The organism is Lewinellaceae bacterium (assembly GCA_020636105.1).
Taxonomy (GTDB): domain Bacteria; phylum Bacteroidota; class Bacteroidia; order Chitinophagales; family Saprospiraceae; genus BCD1.
This window is the reverse complement of the sequence record JACJYL010000001.1, coordinates 1,616,134-1,638,233: the sequence shown is the minus strand read 5'-3', so window position 1 is coordinate 1,638,233 and position 22,100 is coordinate 1,616,134. Positions and strand designations below refer to the sequence as shown.

Here is a 22,100-nt window from a genome sequence, read left to right as displayed (position 1 = left end):
TGATTATGATGTTTGATATGCCTAAATACGAAAGTCCTATAATTAAAGTTTTAGGAGTTGGCGGCGGCGGAAGTAATGCCGTTAGCCATATGTACAACCAGGGAATTGTCGGGGTAGATTTCGCCATTTGCAATACCGATTCACAAGCCATGGAAGCGAGCCCCGTTCCCACGAAAATTCAATTGGGTCCAAACCTGACTGAAGGCCGTGGCGCCGGGTCCATGCCCAATAAAGGGAAAGCGGCCTGTGAAGAATCCATCGAGGATGTTAAAAGGTACCTGGAAGATAAATGTAAAATGTTGTTCATTACCGCCGGAATGGGCGGTGGAACAGGAACCGGAGCGGCGCCTATCATTGCCAAAGTGGCGAAAGAAATGGGTATTCTTACCGTGGGTATCGTAACCCTGCCGTTTACTTTTGAGGGACGCAGACGGACTTCACAGGGTAGTGAGGGTTTGATGGAACTCAAAAAACACGTCGATACGCTCATCATCATTTCCAATGATAAGCTGCGCACCATCTTCGGAAATCTTTCTCTTTCTGACGCCTTTTCCAATGCGGACAATATTTTGTCAACAGCGGCTAAAGGGATCGCTGAGATCATCACCGTTCCGGGATATGTAAACGTCGATTTTGAGGACGTCAACACCGTTATGCGTGAAAGCGGAGTAGCCATCATGGGTACTGCCGTGGCGGAAGGAGATGACCGCGCACGTCGTGCCGTGGATGAAGCTTTGCATTCACCACTTCTTGAAGACAACAATATCAAAGGTTCCAAGCATATTTTGCTCAATATCACTTCCGGAACCCGTGAAGTGACCATGGATGAAATCTTTGAGATTACTGAATTTGTTCAGGAGGAAGCCGGTTACGGTACAGACCTCATCTGGGGAAATTGTTACGATGAAACCCTCGGAGAAAAATTATGTGTAACTGTCATCGCTACCGGATTTGAAGAACATTCAAATATCAAAAAAATTACCGGTGATGAACGTATCGTCGTATCCCTTGATGATGATACACCACGAAATGAGGTAAAAAAAACACCACGTTTATCAGACCTGGGGATAGAAACCGGTAATGAGGGTAACGCCTCCAATACCTTTGAGTTTGATGACTTGCGGGAAGCCGTCAAGAAAGCACACAGGAAATCATATTCCTATGATGAACCTTATGTAAATGATGAAGAAAAGGCCCGGTCCATTCAGGAACGCAATCTCCGCATTGAACGGGAGAAAAGACGTCATGAAAACCTGATGCGCGATCGAAGTGAATTAAAACTGAACAATCCGCAAACGATTAATGAGCTGGAAAGTGAACCTGCTTATATGCGTCGCGGGGTACGCCTGGATGATGTGCCTACCTCCTCTGAAAATACTTACTCCACCTGGTCTTTGTCAGATGGGGAAGAGGCCGACATCCAGGAAAATGGGAATTCTTTCCTCCACGATAATGTCGATTAATGGTTTTTGATTAAGGCATCTTAATAGCCTTTTATCTTTAACTTTTAGTCTTTAAACTTATATAAATTACTATCTGTTTGCAAGTCAAAGAGGTTCTCCCGGTAGGGAGGCCTCTTTCTTTTTTTTGGGCCGGGTAGGTGTACCCATGATTTTTTTGATGGAATCATCATATTCCTTACTCCAAATTAATTTTTCCCTTATAAAAAGAATTTCTTTGTTAGCTTTGGCTAAGCTTTTATTGTTTTCTTAGCGGGACTTTAGCCAATCTAAAAAGAGTCTCTTTTAAATTCCTGAGATATTCCCGAAGGGAATCAATAGGAATAACAATGGATGAAATCCATTGATAAGAAAGTAAGCATTGGCAACGCTGAAGTGGGTTGAATTAAAGCTGTTATCAAAAGTAAATCCTTGGATAAGAAGAATACTATTTGTTTTAAGGAATGAAATTCAACCCATTTATGGGTTGGACCGCTTATTTTACTTTTACGCAGCATTCCATGCTACGTTTTTTATATTGATCCCCGTTGGGGATTTTGCGGAGGATGCTCTAATAGAGAGCTGGTAATCAATAATTTATTATTTTCCTATGTTTTACCTGTTAAATTTTATTCTTGGAGTCCTCGCTGCCTTTGTCGGATTGCTGCCTCCGAGCATGTTAAATATGACGGCGGCGCGGACGACCCTTGAGAAGGATCGTGGCGCGGCCCTCCGGTTCTCGGCAGGAGCATCTGTTGTTGTTCTTTTTCAAGCCTATATTGCCCTGGCTTTTACAAAGTATATAAGCAACTATCCTGGTTTTATTGAAACTTTGCAAAAAGCAGCCCTGGTGATTTTCCTGGGTTTGACGGTATTTTTCTTTTACCAGGCCCGTAGTCAACAGAAAAAAAAGGGATCCAACAGCCGGAAAAGAGCCAGCGACCTGGCCTTTGGGGCGCTGTTATCTACGCTTAATGTACTGGCCATTCCTTTTTATTGTGCCGTGAGTACCATGCTCGATGTGGAAGGATGGATCAGGGTGGAACAGCCGTTTATTGTCCTTTTTGTGACGGGTGCCGCCTTGGGAACCTTTGGGTTACTTTTGGTATATATCCGGTTTGCCAAATTAATTCAAAAAAGGGCAGGTTATATTGCCAGGAATATCAACTATATCCTGAGTGGATTGAGTTTACTGCTTTTTTTCATTACCCTGATCAAAATTTTTTAGGATCAAAACATTAATAAATTTTTAAACCAATGAATGATTTTTTTGAAAATGAAGCCAGTATCCTGGAGTTGGTGGATGGATTTAGAAATAAAAACCTGCTAGAATCTCAATGGACCCATGAAGCCCACCTGGCGGTAGGCATTTGGTTTTTAAGTCATTACGACCGATACGAAGCGACTTGTTTGCTGAGGAGTGGAATCATTGAATTAAATGTTTCCCTTGGCGGGAAAAATACAGAAATCTCAGGTTATCATGAAACCATCACCTTGTTGTGGATATGGATGATTGATAAATTTTTGAAAGCCAATGAAGGCATGCCATTAACCGATCTATGCAATGCTTTTCTGAAAACGGAATTTTCGGATCGGAATATGCTGTTGAAATTCTACTCCAAAGAAGTGCTTTTTTCTACCCGGGCAAGAGCCATTTGGGTGGAGCCGGACAGGAGATTGTTGACCTCACCTTTTTAGGCACCTGCTTTAAAAATCGTTAATCCTTGTTCAACATCAGATCGCCGAACAAGGATTAACGAAGTTGGTTTTAAGTAATTCAGACCTTCCTAAAGTTTCACAAAAGTAGTGGTCAGTACACGAGTTCCGTCATGAACGATCAGTTCATAACTTCCTGCCGGAAGTTTCGAAACGTCGATAGTCTGCTTTTGCAGGTCATCCAGTTTCACTGAGGTCATACTGCTGATTACCTGTCCTTTTGCATCAACAATAGTCATTTTAAGGATTCCTTTCCACTCATTGTCGAGTGAAACTTCCATATTGCTTACCGCCGGATTGGGCGAAACACGCAATTGACCGTTATTGTCGACCACCGTTTCCTTTACAGAAGAAGTCGGATCGAATTCATAGGCACCCATATCCACATTTCCGAATCTTGGGTTGCCGTCGAGATCAAATTCCGGAGCTCCGTCATTGACGCCGGCATTGATACAAGGGCTTCCTGCCGCGAGGTGATAATCCTCATTATCTTCATCCACAAACAAAGGATTATTGCCATTTCCTGAAATATCCTGTGCATGAGTCAGGTAGGGCGACAAGGTTTCGTCAGTACTTATATTTCCACCCAAGGATACGATCTCAGGGTTTCCATCTTCTATGGCAAAATTATTATACCCGGTGTTGTAGAAAATATTGTTTTGAAGGTTGAGTACCGAATTGGCGGCATCTCCACCTTCCCAGGAAGCAATGCCTCCTGAAAGGTTGCCAAAATTAAAAACAAAAGTAGAGTTGGTAATATTGACCACCAGGTCAGTACTGTCCGTAGCATTGGTTGAAATAGCTCCTCCCGTCCCGGGGTCATCGGCAATATTTGTGCTGAAAAGACTGCTGGTAATATTGGCATCCACATTAGAAATGTTCATGCCTGCTCCCTGGGTAGCTGTGTTGAGGTTGAATTTGCAATCCGTTACATTCAGTACCCCTCCATCGGCGTCGCCTTCGGCTACTGCGATTCCTCCTCCAAAATCAGACTGGTTGCCTTCGAAGATAGAATTGGAAATATTGGTGATTATTTTTCCAGTGGAATAAACACCGCCACCGGTCGAGTTAACCAGGTTGCCATAAAATTCACAATTGGTAACAGTAAGGGCTGTAGTGTCGTTCTGATTAAAAATGGCACCTCCCCATCCGGCATTGTTTTCAGTGAACAGCGTCCCGGTAATCGTGGCAGCCGTTTTGAAGCCGTTGCTTATGGCTCCACCGCCGTTTTCTGCGATGTTGCCCTGGAAAGTGCAATCGACGATGTCCACAAAAGTGGAATCGCCGTAATTGGTCATAGCTCCGCTCCAGGTAGCGCTATTTTGTTCGAACACACAATCTTCGAAATGATATGATTTGGCTATTCCTTCTCCATAAAACGCCCCTCCGACACTATTGGCAGTATTCCCGCCAAATGTAGTTCCAGTGGCTGTAAAGCTGGCTTTCCAGGAGCGAAGGGCTCCTCCACGGCCAGAGTCTGAAGCGCCGAGGCTGGCTCCGTTATTATAAAAATTACAATCTTCAATGATAGCAATATCGTTCTGGTAAGGATCTGTATCTCTTTGATCAATGTAAACGGCTCCGGCATTGAGGGCTGTATTGCCTTCAAAAGTACATCCTGTCAGGGTAAAACCTGTATTCCAAAAATGAGCAGCGCCTCCCCATCCGGCAGCTCCCCCAATGCTGGCGGTATTATCTGTAAAGTTGCAATTGGAAAAAATAATATCTGTAGCCAATGGCGTTGCGTTTTCACGCCCATCCACATAAATAGCCCCTGCGTTGGTTCCTGAATTTCCTGTGAAGTTACAATTGGTTACGGTAAGCCCGATATTTTGCCAGCTCCACATGGCACTGGAGTAGCCAAACGGGTTTTCATTTGAATTAAAAATACAATCCGAAACGGCAATATTGGCGCAATAAGAAGGATACAGTGCGCCCCGGTTGGTCGTATTGTTATTGAATTCGCAAAACTCCACGGTGGTATTGGCTTGATTAAACAAGTAAACAACAGCGGAACTTGTGGCGAGGTTTTCTTCAAAAATACAATTGGAGATTACTGATCCCCCGGTAGATATTCCGTTGGTAATGATCGCGGCTCCGGCGGCTGAAAAGTTTTGCCTGAAATTACAATTCATTACCGTGACCGGGCTGTAGGTAAACAGCCCTCCTCCTCCTCTTAAATAAATGTCGATATTGGCATTGAACACATTGTTGTGCCCCCCCCTGATGGTGAAGCCGTCAACAATTACGTTGCTTAAAAGGCTGTCCACGTATACTACGTGTAAGGCATTATCATTTTTGTTATTATCAAAATCACCGTCCACATCATCTCCGGCCAGGTCTCCATCCAGGTAGGTGACATTGTTTTCGTAGTCCCGTTCCGCCAGGGACGTTTCGTTACCGGCGAATCCGCCGTAAAGACTGATGTCATAACCAATGTCAAAACGTGCAAAGGTGTCGATGGCACCGCTGCCGGGTTTGTAGGTGCCGGCCGCAACCCAGATTTCTCCGGCGGTTACTGTACCCAGGGCGACTGAGAGGTCAGTGTAAGCATTGGACCAGGAGCTTCCGTTATTTGACCCGGTAGCGTCATGTTTGACATAAGTGATTTGGGCCTGGCTGCTCATAAATCCGAATAAAGCCAGGAAAAGCATAAGTTGTTTTTTTTTCATAACTAAATTTTTATTAAGTAAATAGCAGGTTCGGGAAATCCAAGGGTCCGATTTTTAAAGGCAAATGGGTTTTCCGAAACGATTTTTTCTAAAACAGCCATCAAAGTACAAATAATTTTTGAGGGATAAAATCCCCGTCTTTTTATTTAACTTCGCCCCGTAAAAAAACTACATCGTTGGATAGCAAGATGACAAAAATAACGGAGATCAAGAGCCTGAAATACTGGTTTACTCTCGGGTTGCTGGGGCTGGTTTGGGGCAGTTCCTTTATCCTGATAAAAAAAGGATTGACGGTGTATTCTCCCTATCAGGTAGGAGCGATCAGGCTGGGTGTTTCCGCATTGGTCTTTTTACCTTTTTTTTTACTTCAGGCCCGTCGGGTGGATTGGTCCAAATGGAAATGGCTGCTCCTGGTTGGCCTTTGCGGAAGCGGGATTCCGGCTTTTCTGTTTCCCATTGCCCAAATGCATATCAGTTCATCGGTGTCGGGGGTGCTGAACTCCCTCACGCCTTTGTTTACCCTGTTGCTGGGATTGATGTTTTTTGGAAGAAAGTTTCGCCTCATGAAACTCGTTGGGGTGTTTATCGGGCTTGTGGGAGCAACCGTGCTCATCCTTGCCGGAAACGCGTCTGAACTGCAGGGGAGTAATATGTGGTTTAGTTTAGTCGCCGTATTGGCCACCATTTGTTATGGCACGAGTGTTAATACCGTAGGAAGCCACCTCAGTAAGCTGAGTTCGCTGACCATCAGTGCCGTGTCGTTTGTAATGATAGGATTTCCGGCCCTGCTCTTCCTTTTTACCACCGACTTTGTCGAAGTACTTACGGTGAATGAGCAGGGTTATGAAGCTTTTTTTTACGTAGTGTTACTAGCCATTGCAGGGACCGTGCTGGCCTCTCTTTTGTTCTTTCAGCTCGTCCATTGGACCAATCCTGTTTTTGCCTCGTCCGTGGCCTATATCATTCCCCTGATCGCTATGGGGTGGGGTATGATGGATGGGGAAACTTTATCTGTTTTTCATTTTATTAGTGCCGGAATGATCCTCTACGGATTGTATCTCAGCCGGGATTGAAGGAAGATTGAAACCACTCCTTGAATCATTTAGTACCGTGTAACAAAAATAATCGCTTTTAATAAAATTTCGATTGCCCAGTGCTTTAGCGCTGGGTAAAATATCCTCAAGAACCCCAGGCCTTTAGGCCTTACCAAAAAACGACCATGAGAAAGGGCTGAAAGCCCTGTAGCTTTGTTTTTTTTATTTCCTGCACCTGCCATCCTGCGTCTGCAGGCAGGTTCGATATTCTGCGGTTCCGACAGGGCCCAGCCAGAACCGCAGAATATCGAATATTGAACTTCGAAGTTGTCCAAATTATTTAGTCTCCCATTTTTGTCGTTTCATTATGTCTAAGTACTGAAACAACGGGTAAAAATTAAACACCTATAACCCAAGTTCATCCCTGAGTGGAAGGTCTTCATTATTGTGTTTGGTCCAATAATCAGTCTTTATAGTTTTTATCTTTGTGGCTTTAGTGGTCAGTGTTTTGGCAGAGGCTCCCCATCCACTGGTAAAGGTTTCTTCCCAACCGGTGATTTCGTAGGGAAATGTATTGTTGTAGACTATTTTCAACTGACGGTTGAGGTCGGGATATTTTAATATATACGCTGTTTGATTATCGGCAAGGGATTTCTTTTCAATTCGAACGCTATAAGGTTTCAAGGCCTGGTGCAGTAATCTTAGGTGGAAAAAAGAAGGGATCACTTCCTGTGCTCCAACTGGCAGGTCCTCCGGATTTAGCCTGATCCGGGTCCATAATTCGTCTTCGAGTATCGTTTTGGACAAGGTAAAGGACTCATCACCTTCTCCTTCAAAATACGAATGGGATTCAATTTCGAATTTTCCGTTTCTGTCGTTGAGTTGGGTGTAAGTATGACCACACCAATCCTGTGATGAGCTGGTGATTTTGAGCGCATGGCCGTTTTTTTCTTTTACCGGGACAAAGCTCGAGTTCATCATTGAATAAGGATAAATCCCTGTATTGAAATTTTTGGTAAAATTCAGCTTCATTACCGAAACGTCGGTTTTGCCAGGATTATCGGTTTTGACTTGCTTGTCTCGGGAAAAAGGTTCGGTCACAAAGATCAAAACGGCCTTTCCTGAATGCATTTCGCCATATCGGGCTTGTTCGAGCTCATAAGAAGTGATTTCAGCATCGCCTGCATACCAGTATTGGTTGAATTCGGAAGATGTTTCCTGTGTCGCTATGGGATCCGTTTCTTCCACCTTGACAACGGGCGTGTTGCTTGAATTGGAATTAGTGTAAGCGAGGACACCAATAATGGCAATAAGAAGGGATCCCCAAAGGATTAAATTTTTCATGGTCGAAAAGTTTGAATGGTTGTTCAATGATAAGAAATTTAAACAAACCGATAACCCTAAAGGTTTTTACAATTCCTTTTTAGGGCACTTTTTGCACCTTTTACCGTCTTTATACTTTTTACAGCATTTTTTCTTTTTCTTTTCCTGCACGACAGGTAGCTCAAAAAAGGTGGAGAACCCACCGCTTTTGTGATTTGCTGTTGTTTTATTGGCCGACGAAAGATTCATTTAAAAATTTTCCTTATTTAGAATGATTTTAAATAATAACAAATATAGGATTTTATTTTAAGATTTGAATGAAACGGGGAATTCTTTTTCCTGGCTACTCACTTCAAATGAATAAATATAAGTGCCGTGACGGAACCCAAAATGACTTAAAAACCATTATTTTCTCACTAAAATCAATTGTTCCTCGGTGCCCATTCTGTTCATATGGAAAACCAGGGTATCTGACCCTGTGAATTCAATTTTGACCATTTTTTTCAATTTTCCTTCCTCCGTCGTGAATAATTTATCGGCATCCAGGCTGAAAACGCCTTTTTCTGTTTTATCTCCCCAGCTACCCGAATATTCACCGTTTTCCAGGAAAGAAAATTGTACTGCTTCGGCATTCCGGGAAGATTGTTGTCCTTCAACAACCCATGACAATCCTTGCCATTCACCTAGGAGTTGGGCCTTGTTTTCATTGGTGCAATGCGTGAAAATGATTGATAAAAAAATGATCATTAAGAAATTTGAAACTTTTGACATGGATGGTATTTATTATAAATGACTAATTATGAATGGTTTAATTTTAAAATAATTATTTTCAATCCGAAAACTTCCATTTGAGTTTGCCGTTATCTTTTTCAATAAACCCCTCGTCCATAAGGTATTCTATGGATTTCAAAACAGCCGCCTCTCTCCTGGGATTGAAAGATTCCACAATCTCTTCCAGGCTAAGATGTTCCCGGTTCAGCATGATTTCAATTTTTTGCCTGTACCTTTCAAAATCTTCCTGCTCCAGATCCGTTTTGGTCCGCCCCGTACAAACATCGCAGATACCGCATTGATGAGCGTCTTTTTGTCCAAACCATGCGAGCAGTTGTTTGCTTCGACAAATAGGTTTTTCAGCATATTGAATGGCAATTTCCATTCGCTTTTTATGTTGCTTTTTTCTAAAATTGTACAGCTTTTGGTCGATGTCAAGGTTGCCGGTATTAGCCCTTTCACGGACGAAAATGATCTGGGGCTGATCTTTTTGGGGGTTGTATTGAAGGATGCTTTCCTGTTGTAATAATTCCAACGCTTTGATCAATTCATCAACAGGAATTTTGAGAAATTTTGCCAGTTGTTTTTCCCTGATCTTGATGAAATGCATAAAAGCCCCCTGGTAGGATCGTAAAATGCTCTTGAGAATGATCTCCATTTTAGGATTACGGATCTGGTAATCGTAAAGTTTTTCTTTGGAGACGAGTATCTTCAAGGTAGAAGGGATAAAAATAGCCTCTGTTAAAACAATCCATCCTGACTGTTCGAGAATTTTAAGGCAATTAAAAGTTTTCAAAGGCTCGAACTGGTAATTTTTGGAAAAATCGATGACATCAAAATCGTAACTATTGCCTTCTCCGGCTCCAGTGGCCAACTGGAAATAGCTCCCCAGTGCCTGGTAAACCGATTTAACGTCAGCAATGGGGGGGAAGGCATTTTTATAATTTTTTTCAAGCCTTTTCCGGTCATTTTGATCGTACAATAATACAGCATAAGCCTTTTGGCCATCCCTTCCGGCCCGGCCTGCTTCCTGGAAATAAGCTTCCAGACTTTCCGGTAAATCCGTATGAACCACCAGCCGAACATTGGCTTTGTCGATCCCCATCCCAAAGGCATTGGTGCTGATCATGACACGGGTTTTGCCCTCTTTCCACGCTTCCTGTTTTTTTTCTCTTTCCTCAGGGGACAAACCGGCATGGTAATAATCGGCGCTTATTTTATTTCGTCCCAAAACCCAGGCCAGTTCCTTGGTACGCCTTCTGCTTCGGACGTAAACGATGGCCGTTCCGGGTACCTTTTTCAGGATGTCCAACAATTTTTCCTCTTTGCCTTCATCCTGTAAAACGGCATAGGCCAGGTTTTTACGTTCGAAACTTTGTTCAAATACATTTTTAGATTTGAAGAGCAGTCTTTCCTGGATATCCTCTACTACTTCTAGGGTTGCTGTTGCGGTAAGCGCGATGACCGGGGTGTCAGGTACCCACTCCCTGATGCTGGCGATCTCCAGGTACGAAGGCCGGAAATCATATCCCCACTGGGAGATACAGTGGGCTTCATCGACAGCAAGCAGGTTTATGTTCATGCGTTTGAGCCGTTCCTGCATGAGTTCCGTTTTCAGGCGTTCCGGAGACACATAAAGAAACTTGTAATGCCCGTGAGCCGCATTGTCCAGGGTAATATCAATATCCTTATAGGACATTCCTGAAAAAATCGCCGCCGCAGAAACACCGACTTTTCGGAGGTTGGAGACCTGGTCTTTCATCAAGGCAATTAAAGGTGAAATGACCAGGCAGGTACCTTCTTTACACAAAGCAGGCACCTGGAAACAAATCGATTTTCCCCCACCGGTGGGCAATAGCGCCAGCGTGTCTTTTCCTTCCAGCACCGACATGATAATCTCCTCCTGCAACGGTCGGAACTGATCGTAACCCCAGTATTGTTTGAGTATGTGGTGCGGGCTGTTTTGCATGCAATTATTTACCTAAGCGGTTATTGTTTTTTTCTAACCAGATAATGTCTCAAAAATAACACAAAAAATACAATGGCTCCTCCTACTGAAATATTAAATGCAGAAACCTGCCCGAGGGTTTGGTAATAGTTGGCAAAAAATACCCCGGCAATGGTGAGAATCACGAATACCAGTTGCTGTAACGCATTGGAAATAAGTCTGTTGCTATGCTCCAGTGATTCGAAGTTTACCTCGATCCCATCTTTGTTGACTCTTTTGAGGGCTTTCTTTATATCGTTAGGCATAGCCAGAAGGGTAGCCGCCTGGCTTTTGATGGATTCGAGAATGAAATTGGTAAAGCCGCCTTTTTGCCCCAGGACGATTTTCCGGATATAAGGCTGAACGACATCAAGTGGATTCAGTTTTGGGTCGAGTTCGTTGCTGATGCCAAGTACCAGCAGCATGACACGCTGCAATAATATCCAGTCTTTGGGGACCTGGAAGGTATGGGAAATTTCTCTGAAATTTATGGCGCTGAGCAATTTGCTAATGATATGGGAATGTGGATCGATTTTAATGCCTTCCAGGTTAAGGCTGTCAATTTGTATTTCATGCTGAAGAAAATGCTGACCGATCTCAATGAGTTTCTCTGCCAGTTTTTGGGCTTCTTTTCCTGACCCTACAAACCCCATCTTTTTCATAGCGTTTACGATGCCCTCCGTATCGTTTTTGGTGAAGGCGATGGCCATTTCAGGCAGACCTGTTTTCATTTCGGGGCTCAGCCGGGTGACTGCTCCAAAATCAAGCAGGCAGATGTCTCCGTTTTGGGTAATGAAAATATTGCCGGGATGGGGGTCTGCATGGAAAACATCGGTTTCAAAAATCATTTTGCAATACAACCTCAAAAACCTCTCTGCCAGGTCTTTTCTATCGATATGCCATAGATCCAGCTGTTTGGTATTGGATATTTTGACTCCATCCACATAAGCACTGGTAATGACTTTCTTGGTGCTGTACTCCTCAAAAACCTTAGGCACGTGCACGCGATCTTCTTCTTCAAGATTTTCTGCAATGATCATCATCGACCGGGCTTCCATAGCGTAATCGAGTTCCTCATCAATCATCTTACGAACCTGGGTATACATATATTCCATCCCGCCAATAGAAAAAAAACGCGTGATCAGCCGCACCAGGTTTTGGATGACCGAAAGATCTGTTTTGGCGATTTGTTCGATGTCTTTGTGTTGGACTTTAACGACCACTTCTGTGCCCTCTTTAAGGGTGGCGCGGTGGGTTTGTCCGATGGAGGCACAGGCCAGAGGCGTGGCTTCGATATTTTTGAAAATGTTTTCCACCGGTTGTCCGAATTCGGCCGCTATGGTCTGTTTGATTTCATCGAAATTTCTTGGGGGTAATTGATCCTGCAAGGACTCCAGGGGTTCCCGGAAAGCCTCGGGCAATACATTCGAAAGGATGGAGATGAGTTGCCCCACTTTGATGAATAGTCCATTGAGTTCAAGCAGGCCGGTTTTTATTTTACCTGCAGCATAATGGTGGAGCTTTTCTACTCTTTTGTCCCAGTACTTTTGTCCGACAATCTTACTGACCAAAAACAGCCATAAGTATCTCAAAAGAATGCCAATGGTTAGGAAATAGGCTTTCCGGGCTCGTTTTCGGTGTTGCATGGTTTACTATTTGAGGATAAATTTAGTCCATTATCATTAAAACGTGCGAGTTAGTTTACCAAAAGGATAATAATTTATTATTAAAAGTTATCAAAAAAAGCCTTTTTTACGTACTTTTTTAATAACTTTATAAAAATAAAAATGTTTTAATCTTGCCTGAGGCTGAACAGAAACCAAGTGGTTACGATTTTTTGAAAATTTAGCAATCACTCCATTTAAAATGATGAATAAATGAAAATTGTCAATTATACCGATTTAAGGTTGAACCTGAAAAAATGGCTGGATTTAGTAATCAACGATGTTGAAGAAGTTATTATCAAAAGAAAAGATAATAAGGATTTGGTTTTGATTTCTCTGGAAGAGTACAATTCCCTGAAGGAAACGAATTATTTGTTGTCGGGAAAAAACCGGGAGATTTTACTGAAGTCTTTAGATGAGGCTAAAAGCGGGAAAACCAAAGAACAAGACCTTATTGAAGAATGAAAATAATCTGGACCATGACTGCCTGGAAAGATTATCTTTACTGGCAGTCAAAAGATAAAAACAAGCTGAAACGGATAAATGATCTGGTAAAAGCCACCCTTAGAGATCCATTTGAAGGATTGGGTAACCCAGAGCCATTGAAACATGAATTACAGGGTTTTTGGTCCAGACGAATTGATAGTGAACATAGATTGGTGTATTCTTATGAGGAGGATTCCCTGCTCATTATTTCATGTCGGTTTCATTATTGACCTTAAATAATTTGGTCGCTATTATTTTTTTATTTTTCAGTCGCTCAGATTTATAACTTTTGCTAACAAACTCAGATTTAAAATCGCTGCCTTTTAAAATTCGTACCGGGTTGCCTCTCTCCAGTTCAAAGTGATTTTGCCATTGTGACCGTGCACTTGCCTTTTTCTCCTGGAACTGCCGGGCTTTGAGCATATTGATCAGCCTTTCTTTTGCCATTTTTTTGTTCTGCATTTGCGAGCGGCTGTCCGATGCCAACACGGCCAGGCCTGTGGGCAAATGTATGGCCCGGATGGCTGTGCTTACTTTGTTTACATGCTGTCCGCCGGGCCCTCCGGAACGGGTAGGTTCGTATTTGAAATCCTTGTCTGCAAGGTCAAATTTTTCGCTGGAGAGGTCCAGTTCATAAATACCGATGAACCAGTTTTTACGTTTGTGCTGTTTCCGGAATTCACTTTGCCCGACCCACTGAACGGTGCCTTTCCAAAGTTTTAAGTAATTCCCGGTTTCAGGACCTTCCAGCTGGACAGTCGCCGATTTTAAGGTGTTGTTCAAAACACCTTCCTCGCGTTGTAAAACGGTACAGGTCAGCCCCTTGTCCCTCGCTTCTGCAAGGAACATCTTCAGCACTTTTGCCACGACCCATTGACACTCTTCGGGCCCTTTTCCAGATGATATTTGAATTATTTTTTCCATTGTTTTAATCTTTTTGAGGATTATTATAATCCCGTTGTTTTTAAAGTTAAGTCCATTGGGCAACGAGATGACACCTTTTTCACCCCACGAGGCCTGCCCGGCGAAGATGTCACCTCAAGCAACCAGTAACAAGCCAACCAGTAAGCAACGAGTGGGCAACCAGCCCTTACCCACGATCCATTCTTACGATTTTCGGATAAAAGGTGCCTTCGATCTTTACCAGATCCTTTTGGCTGTTCATCACTTCTTCCATGTTCTTATAAGCCAGGGGCGCTTCATCGATACCGCCGCCGATTAGCGTAATTCCCATTTGTCGCAACTGTTTTTGCACCTCGCTCCCCGTTATGGATTGCTTGACCATATTTCGGCTCATTTTCCTTCCCGCTCCATGGGAAGCGGAGTTCAATGAAAAATCATTCCCTTTTCCGGAAACAATATAGCCCGGGTCGCACATATTGGCGGGGATGATTCCCAAAACGCCCTCCTGTGCGGGGGTAGCTCCTTTGCGGTGAACAATCAGCTCCCGTCCATCCGGCTGTTTTTCCTTCCAGGCAAAATTGTGGTGGTTTTCCACTTTTGCTACCGGACGAATGCCCAATGCTTTGGCCATTTTTCGATGGATCACATCGTGACAGGCTTTGGCGTAATCTCCTGCGAGGTTCATCGCCAGCCAGTATTCCTGCCCTTCTTCGGAATCCAGGTCGAGCCATGCAAGGTGCTTTGCACCCTGGGGCAGCCAGCACTTTTCAATAGCAATACTGGTATAATGGTTAGCAATCCCAGCACCCAGTCCCCTCGAACCTGAATGCGCCAGGATACCAACATATTGCCCTGCAGGCATCTGGAATTTGTTTTGTTCATCAAGTTCCACTACGCCCACTTCAACAAAATGATTGCCTGAGCCCGAAGTCCCGATCTGCGATTTTGCCTTGCCATGCAGTTTCTTCAGGATACCAATCTCCCTGAATTCCGGCCTGTCCAACACTTCATGCGCTTCATAGGTATCTTGTTTGGTGCCAATACCAAAGTGCGTCTGTTCCTTTAAAGCGATCTTAACCTGGTAGTGATTGTGTTTAATGAAATCTGCAGGTACATCGTAGAGGCTCAAAGACATCCGGCAACCAATATCCAATCCGACTCCAAAGGGAATGACCGCATTTTCTGTCGCCAGCACTCCGCCGATCGGTAGTCCATACCCGGAATGCGCATCCGGCATCAATGCTCCTTTGACGGTAATGGGAAGGCGCATCGCTGTGTCCATTTGTTTGATGGTATTTTCAGTGATGAATTGCTTCCCAAAAATCTTATAGTCTTCCGGTAAGGCATTCAGTGCGTAGGAGGTTCCCTGGGGTTCCTCCGGTGACTCAAACAAAACTTTGGCTAACCTGGAAAGTTGCGGATGCTCCAGGTAGGCTTCAGGGTTGATAAATACCTGTTCCAGAAGGGTTAATTTCTCCTCCTTGTCTGTGTGCTTAAAGTATTTGCTCATAATATCGATGGCCATACTTTTCGCCTGGTCTGAAGTGAAATTTATTTTATTAAGGTCTTTACCTTTTAATTTTGAATTGTCCATTATATACATATGTTCAGCTAAATCCATTTCGACCACTCACGCAGAGAGACCGTAAAGGTTTCAACAATAATTAATTGAATAGGAAAATGCCGACAGCAAGTACATGCTATCGAAAATGGACCGGAATGAGATAAAAGAATTTTCCGGTCGGTTAGGCGATATGTAATTTCAGGACACGCATAATAGTATTCTTTGCTGCCTTAACCACAAGCGATTTAATAAAGTTCCATTGTTTGAAAAAAAAGTGAAGTTATCTGACGAGATAGGTAGATTGTTTAAAGCCCTGGCCGGTTAATTGCCAGATGGCATTGACGGCGATTTCCCATTTAAGTCCCGAAATACCGGGCTTATGGCTGGTGATGCGGTAATGATGGTCTTTGAAAATAATCTCTATCCTTTCCCGAAGCTGAGGATTAAGGGTCTGAATATGTTCGATGGGCATTTCCATTTGTTTTCCGTTCTCAAAACGTATGAGCAGCCGGTTGATATAAAAACTGATCGTAGCGGACCCAAGGTGTTCCATTTTTTCGTGGTTTGCCCGGTACACTTCCATAGATTCATCTGTAAACAAGGGCGCATACGTCTTTCTGCGAAACTGCTCCTGTATAAAATTTTCAAAGGTGGTTCTTTGCCAATCAAACCAATCGCGGATATTGTCAAAAGAATCGCCTTTACCTTCCGTTTTTTCAAAAAAGCCAAAGGGATTCACATGGTGTTTTTGTCCACAGGCGGTACAAACAAAATCATTGCCTGTGGATTCGATTTTACCGATACTTTTGCAGGCCGGACAGTGGAAAAGTACGTAACTCAGGTATTCTGCGCGGGAATTGCCACGAATTTTGTTGCATTTATCCCTTTGATACTCCACTTCGTCATGAAAAATAGCGGCTCTGATTTTTTCCAGCACTTCCGGGGAGGAAGCTTTCAGGATGTCATCTTTCGATAAGGTCAGGGAATAATCGATTTGGATGGCAGATTTTCGGAGTTTAAAGGCCCACCTGGGATTGGTGAGATGCATTCCTTTCATTTTGGCCGTCACTACGGGCAGTTCCAGCAATTTAACCAGTTTGGCAATGGAGGGTTCTATATGAAGGGTTGTGCCCGTCCAGCTCCTGGTGCCTTCAGGAAATAATCCCAGAGCGCCGCCAGCATTTGCCACAGCAACCATATCCCTGATCACCTGGGTGTCGCGCACATTTTTTTTCTTCGGAATGACCCCTAAACGTTTCAGAAAGTAGCCGAAAAACGGATCCCGAAAGATGGCATCCGAGGAGATAAAATGGGGCTTCTTCTTCAGGAAATAACTGATGATAAACGGATCATAAGTGCCAATATGGTTTGATAGTAACAAATATGGCCCGTCGAGCTTTTTTACCTCCTCACTTAGATGGCCATTGACCCTGAATATTTTATTGAAAATAAAAAGCCCCACATCTACTAATAGCCGGTAGCGTTTCCTGATCCTGTATTCGTTTTGCCTCATGATAAGTAACGTGTGTGCTCGCAAAGCTAAAAATTTTGTTCAAGGAAACGTACTTTGAGCGCTCCGGGACTTTTATTTTACCATAAAAAATGGCAATTTTATTTTAATTTTCATTCAGAAACCCATACAATGAAGAGTGAAGACAAACCACATCGTTCCACCTTTGTCAGAGATTTATTCCTCGGATTATTTTCGTATAAAAGAGCCTATGAGTTTATTCGGGCGAACCGTTTATGGGAAGGTATGACCCGGTATAAAGCCATCATTATCTTGCTCGTTATAATCGGGTTGGTTCTGGGGATGAAGATTTTGAATATGATGCAGAATGCGGTTCAGTCCCAGGGCATTACCCAGATGGGACTGACCACCACGATGAGTATGGTGAAAGATGTGGCAAAGGAAAGTTATAACCTGCTCTTTTTTGGCGGGATGAAATACCTTGTGCTGATTTTCTTCGAGATCATTATTTTTCATTTTGTCCGACGCACCCTGGAAATAAAAACAGGGCAGGAGATAAAAGCCACTTATAAAGGGTTTGTTGCGGCCGAGATCAGGATGATCAAGGTGGTTGTGATAAGTTATTTTATGGAGACCGTTTTTTCTGTGCTGATAGGAGTCGTACTTGGTATTCTTAATCTGGAATTTTTTAAAGTCTTATTGGTGTTGGTGGTTCAGGCCTATTTCCTGGGTTTTGTTTTCATTGATAATTATAATGAAATTTTAAAATTGAAGATCAAAGAAAGCGAAAAACTGACCCGTCAATTTGCAGGAGTATCCATTGCCATTGGCGGCGTTGCATATCTTTTGATGTTGATCCCTGTCGCAGGATCAATTATTGCGCCAATTTTTGGCGGAGTTGCTGCAACCCTGGCCATGTATGAGGTTCAAAAACCGACTTTTGACATGCTGGCCGAAGCAGATGAACCAGCCAGTGATCTTGAAGATACCCGGGAACGACAATAAGAAAAGGCCGTAAAACGGCCCTTCTATTAGTTATATTTTAGCTGCGATCAGATCGCCGATTTCTTCACAACCGCAAACCTTTTCTGGGTGCAGTTCCTCTGTTCCGATGCCCGCTTCCAGGATTTCACGGACGGCTGTTCTGATGGCATCCCCTTCAACGGTCAGATTAAATGCGTCCAGCAGCATTCCTGCCGAAAGAATAGCCGCCATTGGGTTGGCAATATCTTTCCCTGTTGCCTGGGGGTAAGAGCCGTGAATGGGTTCGAACATGGAGGTGTGTACCCCGATGGAAGCTGAGGGCAATAGTCCCATAGATCCGGCGATCACGCTGGCTTCATCTGATAAAATGTCTCCAAACATATTGCTGGTGAGCATGACATCAAAATGGTTGGGATGTTGGATGAGCTGCATGGCGGCATTATCGACAAACATGAAGTCCAGGGTCACTTCCGGGTAATCAGCGGCCATTTTGCCGACTTTATCGCGCCAGAGGCGGGAAGTTTCCAGTACATTGGCTTTGTCGACCAGGGTCACTTTTTTTCTTCTTTGCAAGGCATATTCGAAGGCCAGTTTGGCAATACGCTCGATCTCAAATTCGTGGTAAGTACAAACATCGTAAGCTGTTTTTCCATCATTTTTTCGTCCTTTTTCACCAAAATAGATACCTCCTGTGAGTTCCCTCAGGATGAGTATGTCCACTCCCTGAATACGGTCTTTTTGTAAAGGAGAAAGATGTAATAAATTATCGTAGGCACTTACCGGGCGTATGTTGGCGAACAATCCCAGCTCTTTTCTCAGAGCCAGGAGACCCTGTTCGGGGCGTACTTTGGCATTGGGGTCGTTATCGTATTTGGGGTGTCCGATAGCCCCGAAAAGGATGGCATCGGAAGCGAGACATAAGTCGAGTGTTTCCTTGGGCAAGGGATTCCCTGTTTGATCGATAGCCGTCGCTCCGACAGGAGCTTCCGTATATTCAAATTGATGTCCGAATTTCCTGCCAATGGCATCAAGTACCTTGATTGCCTGTTTTGTAACTTCCGGGCCGATACCGTCTCCGGCAAGCACTGCCAATTTTAAATTCATAAAAAGTATTTTGAGTTTTTTGCAGAGCAATTAATAGAAAAAAAATTCGATCCTCGTAGATCAGCGGTATCAGCGCGACATACGCACGCAGATTTCGCAGATTATCGCAGATAATAAGCTACGCAAAATCCGCGTAGGTCAGCGGTATCAGCGCGACGTGCGCACGCAGATTTCGCAGATTGTCGCAGAGATTAAGCTACCCCAAATCCGCGTAGATCAGCGGTATCAGCGCGACATGCGCACGCAGATTTCGCAGATTATCGCAGATAATAAGCTACGCAAAATCCGCGTAGATCAGCGGTATCAGCGCGACATACGCACGCAGATTTCGCAGATTATCGCAGAGAGGAAGCTACCCCAAATCCTCGTAGATCCTAGTTGTCAGCGCGAAAAATACGCATCAGGAATTCAAATCTGCAAAGGAATCCATTGGATGATTAAATAAAAGAAGTATGCGCAAGAATCATAGGTTGTTTACCATTCTATGCATCCCATCTTCTATTTTATCCACGTTAAAATTTACAAGAATACCCAATTTTATGTCGGATAGCCTCAAATAACTCAGGAGAATTTTAAAGAAAACCTTGTGAAGTTGTTCAACTGATTTTATTTCCACAATGACTTTATCTTCGACGAAAAGGTCTGATCTGAAACCCATTCCCAATTCCTCACCTTTGTAAAAAACAGGAATAGGTTTTTGTCGTACTACGTTGATTCCCCGGCTTTTTAGCTCCTTTACTAAAGCTGCCTCATAAATGGATTCCAACAAACCGGGCCCCAAGGCATTATATACCTCAAAAATAGCACCTCTGATACCAAAAGAAATTTCATTTTCATGCATGGGCTTAAAATTTTAGGGTTTAAGTAATAAAGTACCTAACCCTAAATAGCCTTTTTTAGTTCATAAGCTTCAATATCTTTTTTCAGGCTCAAAAGATAGTCAATATCATCAAAGCCATTGATCATGCAGTCTTTTTTATAGGCAGATATCTCAAAGGTAGCTTGCTCCCCCGTAGTCATAATAGTGAAATGCTGGTTAACCAGGTCCACTTCAAATTGGGTATCCGGATCTTTTTCGATGGCACTGAATATTTTATCCAGGAATTCATCGGATACCTGGACAGGAAGCAGTCCGTTATTCAACGCATTGCCTTTGAAAATATCTGCAAAAAAGCTGGACACGACCACTCTGAAACCATAATCGTAAATGGCCCAGGCGGCATGTTCCCTGCTGGATCCGCAGCCGAAATTTTTGCCGGCCACCAGGATTTTCCCGTGGTACCGGGGATTATTTAATATAAAGTCCTCTTTTGAACTGCCGTCTGACTTCTGGCGCCAGTCAATGAAGAGGTTGTTTCCAAATCCTTCACGAGTGGTTGCTTTTAAAAAACGGGCCGGAATGATCTGATCCGTATCAATGTCTTCAACGGGCAATGGTACTGCCGGGGAGGTTAATTTTATAAATTTTTCCATATAATTTGGAATGGCAATTATTTTTCTAAAAATGTATTTCGAACTTCATTGGGAAATAAATACGTTTTATTTAAACCAGGTCTCTTACATCGACGATTTCTCCTGCGATGGCTGCTGCTGCAGCCATCAGCGGACTTGCCAGGATGGTTCGGGCACCGGGTCCCTGTCTTCCTTCAAAATTCCTGTTTGAGGTTGAAATGCAATATTTTCCTTCCGGGATCTTATCTTCATTCATTCCAAGACATGCCGAACATCCGGGCTCTCTGAAATCAAAACCTGCTTCGGCAAAAATTTTATCCAACCCCTCTTCAATGGCCTGAGCTTCCACCTGTTTACTTCCGGGAACCACCCAAACGGTTACCTTATCTGATTTCTTTTTCCCTTTAACAAATTGCGCAGCCATGCGAAGATCTTCTATACGGGAATTGGTACAACTACCGATAAAAACATAGTCAATGGGTTGTCCTTGTAGGCTTTTCTGACCCGAAAGGCCCATATAATCGAGTGATTTTCTAAAATTGACTGGGCTATCCATACTTTCCGGAAGTGGAATGGACTCCGAAACACCAATTCCCATTCCCGGGTTGGTTCCGTAGGTTACCATTGGCTGGATGTCTTCGGCCTTGTAATGATATTCCTTATCAAAAATAGCGTGCTCGTCGGAAGGTAATGTCTTCCAATAAGCCACTGCTTTTTCAAAATCTTCTCCCTGGGGAGCAAAGGGCCGTCCCTTGATGTAGGCAAAAGTCGTTTCATCAGGAGCGATGAGCCCACCACGTGCTCCCATCTCAATACTCATGTTACAGATGGTCATGCGACCTTCCATCGACAGCGACCGGATGGCGGAACCTGCATATTCCACGAAGTAACCGGTAGCGCCGCTTACGCTCAATTTTGATATGATGTAAAGGATGATGTCTTTGGCCAGGACGCCGGGATGCAATTCTCCATCTATGGTAATACGCATTTTTTTGGGCCTTGTCTGGAGCAGGCATTGAGTAGCGAAGACCTGTTCCACCTGGCTGGTGCCAATGCCAAAAGCAATGGTGCCAAATGCTCCGTGGGTTGAGGTATGGCTGTCTCCGCAAACCATGGTCATGCCGGGCAATGTGATCCCCAATTCAGGACCGATAACATGAACAATTCCCTGGTTGGGATGACCAAGGCCGTAAAGTTCAACACCAAATTCCTTGCAATTCTCCGTGAGTTTATCCACCTGAAAACGGGAAAGTGCTTCGCGGATGGGAAGATTTTGATCCTTGGTGGGAACATTATGGTCGGCAGTGGCAACGGTTTGTTCCGGTCGGAACAGTTTGATGCCTCTTTGTTTTAAACCGTCAAAAGCCTGAGGGCTGGTAACTTCGTGGATGAGGTGCTTGTCAATATATAAAACCTGCATACTGCCGGGTAATTCTTTGACAATATGGGCATCCCAAATTTTATCGAATAATGTCATACTTGATACTTGATACTGGTTATTTCGAAAAACAAGCAACCAGCAACTGTAAA

Annotated in this window: 19 protein-coding genes; 7 read left to right on the top strand and 12 right to left on the bottom strand. The window is 43.6% G+C overall.

All coding sequences use genetic code 11. The annotated features are described in order from the left end of the window. Positions 1-5: 5 nt before the first annotated feature. From ftsZ to H6571_06040, 3 genes are all read left to right on the top strand, one after another. On the top strand, positions 6-1,463 hold the full coding sequence (gene ftsZ / locus H6571_06050; protein MCB9323288.1) for a cell division protein FtsZ: 1,458 nt from the start codon (positions 6-8) through the stop codon (positions 1,461-1,463). A 586-nt stretch (positions 1,464-2,049) separates the two neighbouring features. Continuing rightward, complete coding sequence (locus H6571_06045) at positions 2,050-2,667, top strand: lysine transporter LysE (protein MCB9323287.1); 618 nt, start codon at positions 2,050-2,052, stop codon at positions 2,665-2,667. A 29-nt stretch (positions 2,668-2,696) separates the two neighbouring features. Then, positions 2,697-3,137 carry a hypothetical protein gene (locus H6571_06040; GenBank protein MCB9323286.1) on the top strand — a complete coding sequence of 147 codons (441 nt, stop codon included), beginning with the start codon at positions 2,697-2,699 and terminating at the stop codon, positions 3,135-3,137. An 89-nt stretch (positions 3,138-3,226) separates the two neighbouring features. Here H6571_06040 and H6571_06035 read toward each other — a convergent pair whose 3' ends face one another. Continuing rightward, on the bottom strand, positions 3,227-5,827 hold the full coding sequence (locus H6571_06035; GenBank protein MCB9323285.1) for a T9SS type A sorting domain-containing protein: 2,601 nt from the start codon (positions 5,825-5,827) through the stop codon (positions 3,227-3,229). A gap of 188 nt (positions 5,828-6,015) precedes the next feature. Here H6571_06035 and H6571_06030 point away from each other — a divergent pair, with 188 nt between their 5' ends. Next, a complete protein-coding gene (locus H6571_06030) occupies positions 6,016-6,900 on the top strand; it encodes a DMT family transporter (protein ID MCB9323284.1) in 885 nt (294 codons plus the stop codon). Between the two features lie 366 nt (positions 6,901-7,266). Here H6571_06030 and H6571_06025 read toward each other — a convergent pair whose 3' ends face one another. From H6571_06025 to H6571_06010, 4 genes are all read right to left on the bottom strand, one after another. After that, positions 7,267-8,205 carry a septum formation inhibitor Maf gene (locus tag H6571_06025; protein ID MCB9323283.1) on the bottom strand — a complete coding sequence of 313 codons (939 nt, stop codon included), beginning with the start codon at positions 8,203-8,205 and terminating at the stop codon, positions 7,267-7,269. A gap of 384 nt (positions 8,206-8,589) precedes the next feature. Then, complete coding sequence (locus H6571_06020) at positions 8,590-8,955, bottom strand: hypothetical protein (GenBank protein ID MCB9323282.1); 366 nt, start codon at positions 8,953-8,955, stop codon at positions 8,590-8,592. Positions 8,956-9,013: 58 nt separating this feature from the next. Continuing rightward, a complete protein-coding gene (locus H6571_06015; GenBank protein ID MCB9323281.1) occupies positions 9,014-10,924 on the bottom strand; it encodes a RecQ family ATP-dependent DNA helicase in 1,911 nt (636 codons plus the stop codon). A 20-nt stretch (positions 10,925-10,944) separates the two neighbouring features. Further along, positions 10,945-12,588 (bottom strand): AarF/ABC1/UbiB kinase family protein, encoded by a 1,644-nt coding sequence (locus H6571_06010; protein ID MCB9323280.1) that lies wholly within the window; start codon positions 12,586-12,588, stop codon positions 10,945-10,947. A 231-nt stretch (positions 12,589-12,819) separates the two neighbouring features. Between H6571_06010 and H6571_06005 the strand changes: the two genes are divergently transcribed. Continuing rightward, on the top strand, positions 12,820-13,071 hold the full coding sequence (locus H6571_06005; GenBank protein MCB9323279.1) for a type II toxin-antitoxin system Phd/YefM family antitoxin: 252 nt from the start codon (positions 12,820-12,822) through the stop codon (positions 13,069-13,071). Beyond that, the gene (locus H6571_06000; GenBank protein ID MCB9323278.1) at positions 13,068-13,322 is read left to right on the top strand and encodes a Txe/YoeB family addiction module toxin; all 255 of its coding nucleotides are present in this window, start codon (positions 13,068-13,070) and stop codon (positions 13,320-13,322) included. The genes H6571_06005 and H6571_06000 overlap by 4 nt, the downstream gene beginning before the upstream one ends. Here H6571_06000 and H6571_05995 read toward each other — a convergent pair. From H6571_05995 to H6571_05985, 3 genes are all read right to left on the bottom strand, one after another. Beyond that, positions 13,297-14,016 carry a peptide chain release factor H gene (locus H6571_05995; GenBank protein ID MCB9323277.1) on the bottom strand — a complete coding sequence of 240 codons (720 nt, stop codon included), beginning with the start codon at positions 14,014-14,016 and terminating at the stop codon, positions 13,297-13,299. The two genes, H6571_06000 and H6571_05995, sit on opposite strands and share 26 nt — an antisense overlap. A 166-nt stretch (positions 14,017-14,182) precedes the next feature. Then, positions 14,183-15,589 carry an RtcB family protein gene (locus tag H6571_05990; GenBank protein ID MCB9323276.1) on the bottom strand — a complete coding sequence of 469 codons (1,407 nt, stop codon included), beginning with the start codon at positions 15,587-15,589 and terminating at the stop codon, positions 14,183-14,185. 250 nt (positions 15,590-15,839) lie between these two features. Further along, the gene (locus tag H6571_05985) at positions 15,840-17,072 is read right to left on the bottom strand and encodes a 1-acyl-sn-glycerol-3-phosphate acyltransferase (GenBank protein ID MCB9323275.1); all 1,233 of its coding nucleotides are present in this window, start codon (positions 17,070-17,072) and stop codon (positions 15,840-15,842) included. A 129-nt stretch (positions 17,073-17,201) separates the two neighbouring features. Between H6571_05985 and H6571_05980 the strand changes: the two genes are divergently transcribed. Then, positions 17,202-18,035 (top strand): hypothetical protein, encoded by an 834-nt coding sequence (locus H6571_05980; GenBank protein ID MCB9323274.1) that lies wholly within the window; start codon positions 17,202-17,204, stop codon positions 18,033-18,035. Positions 18,036-18,065: 30 nt separating this feature from the next. On the opposite strand, the gene leuB is transcribed toward H6571_05980, so the two are convergent. The 4 genes from leuB to leuC all read right to left on the bottom strand — a co-directional run bounded on the left by leuB (position 18,066) and on the right by leuC (position 22,047). Beyond that, positions 18,066-19,118, bottom strand: a complete 1,053-nt coding sequence (leuB, locus tag H6571_05975; protein ID MCB9323273.1) for a 3-isopropylmalate dehydrogenase — start codon at positions 19,116-19,118, stop codon at positions 18,066-18,068. A gap of 463 nt (positions 19,119-19,581) precedes the next feature. After that, on the bottom strand, positions 19,582-19,959 hold the full coding sequence (locus tag H6571_05970; GenBank protein ID MCB9323272.1) for a GxxExxY protein: 378 nt from the start codon (positions 19,957-19,959) through the stop codon (positions 19,582-19,584). A gap of 41 nt (positions 19,960-20,000) precedes the next feature. Beyond that, positions 20,001-20,591, bottom strand: coding sequence for a 3-isopropylmalate dehydratase small subunit (gene leuD / locus H6571_05965; GenBank protein MCB9323271.1), 591 nt, complete (start codon positions 20,589-20,591; stop codon positions 20,001-20,003). A gap of 70 nt (positions 20,592-20,661) precedes the next feature. Continuing rightward, entirely contained in the window at positions 20,662-22,047 is a 1,386-nt protein-coding gene (gene leuC, locus H6571_05960; protein MCB9323270.1) for a 3-isopropylmalate dehydratase large subunit, read from the bottom strand. Positions 22,048-22,100: the final 53 nt, after the last annotated feature.

What these genes read in the sequence shown, in the direction of transcription:
- ftsZ (MCB9323288.1), top strand. Translation starts at nt 6, where the DNA reads ATGATGTTTGATATGCCTAAATACGAAAGTCCTATAATTAAAGTTTTA.
- H6571_06045 (MCB9323287.1), top strand. Translation starts at nt 2,050, where the DNA reads ATGTTTTACCTGTTAAATTTTATTCTTGGAGTCCTCGCTGCCTTTGTC.
- H6571_06040 (MCB9323286.1), top strand. Translation starts at nt 2,697, where the DNA reads ATGAATGATTTTTTTGAAAATGAAGCCAGTATCCTGGAGTTGGTGGAT.
- H6571_06035 (MCB9323285.1), bottom strand. Translation starts at nt 5,827, where the DNA reads ATGAAAAAAAAACAACTTATGCTTTTCCTGGCTTTATTCGGATTTATG.
- H6571_06030 (MCB9323284.1), top strand. Translation starts at nt 6,016, where the DNA reads ATGACAAAAATAACGGAGATCAAGAGCCTGAAATACTGGTTTACTCTC.
- H6571_06025 (MCB9323283.1), bottom strand. Translation starts at nt 8,205, where the DNA reads ATGAAAAATTTAATCCTTTGGGGATCCCTTCTTATTGCCATTATTGGT.
- H6571_06020 (MCB9323282.1), bottom strand. Translation starts at nt 8,955, where the DNA reads ATGTCAAAAGTTTCAAATTTCTTAATGATCATTTTTTTATCAATCATT.
- H6571_06015 (MCB9323281.1), bottom strand. Translation starts at nt 10,924, where the DNA reads ATGCAAAACAGCCCGCACCACATACTCAAACAATACTGGGGTTACGAT.
- H6571_06010 (MCB9323280.1), bottom strand. Translation starts at nt 12,588, where the DNA reads ATGCAACACCGAAAACGAGCCCGGAAAGCCTATTTCCTAACCATTGGC.
- H6571_06005 (MCB9323279.1), top strand. Translation starts at nt 12,820, where the DNA reads ATGAAAATTGTCAATTATACCGATTTAAGGTTGAACCTGAAAAAATGG.
- H6571_06000 (MCB9323278.1), top strand. Translation starts at nt 13,068, where the DNA reads ATGAAAATAATCTGGACCATGACTGCCTGGAAAGATTATCTTTACTGG.
- H6571_05995 (MCB9323277.1), bottom strand. Translation starts at nt 14,016, where the DNA reads ATGGAAAAAATAATTCAAATATCATCTGGAAAAGGGCCCGAAGAGTGT.
- H6571_05990 (MCB9323276.1), bottom strand. Translation starts at nt 15,589, where the DNA reads ATGGACAATTCAAAATTAAAAGGTAAAGACCTTAATAAAATAAATTTC.
- H6571_05985 (MCB9323275.1), bottom strand. Translation starts at nt 17,072, where the DNA reads ATGAGGCAAAACGAATACAGGATCAGGAAACGCTACCGGCTATTAGTA.
- H6571_05980 (MCB9323274.1), top strand. Translation starts at nt 17,202, where the DNA reads ATGAAGAGTGAAGACAAACCACATCGTTCCACCTTTGTCAGAGATTTA.
- leuB (MCB9323273.1), bottom strand. Translation starts at nt 19,118, where the DNA reads ATGAATTTAAAATTGGCAGTGCTTGCCGGAGACGGTATCGGCCCGGAA.
- H6571_05970 (MCB9323272.1), bottom strand. Translation starts at nt 19,959, where the DNA reads ATGCATGAAAATGAAATTTCTTTTGGTATCAGAGGTGCTATTTTTGAG.
- leuD (MCB9323271.1), bottom strand. Translation starts at nt 20,591, where the DNA reads ATGGAAAAATTTATAAAATTAACCTCCCCGGCAGTACCATTGCCCGTT.
- leuC (MCB9323270.1), bottom strand. Translation starts at nt 22,047, where the DNA reads ATGACATTATTCGATAAAATTTGGGATGCCCATATTGTCAAAGAATTA.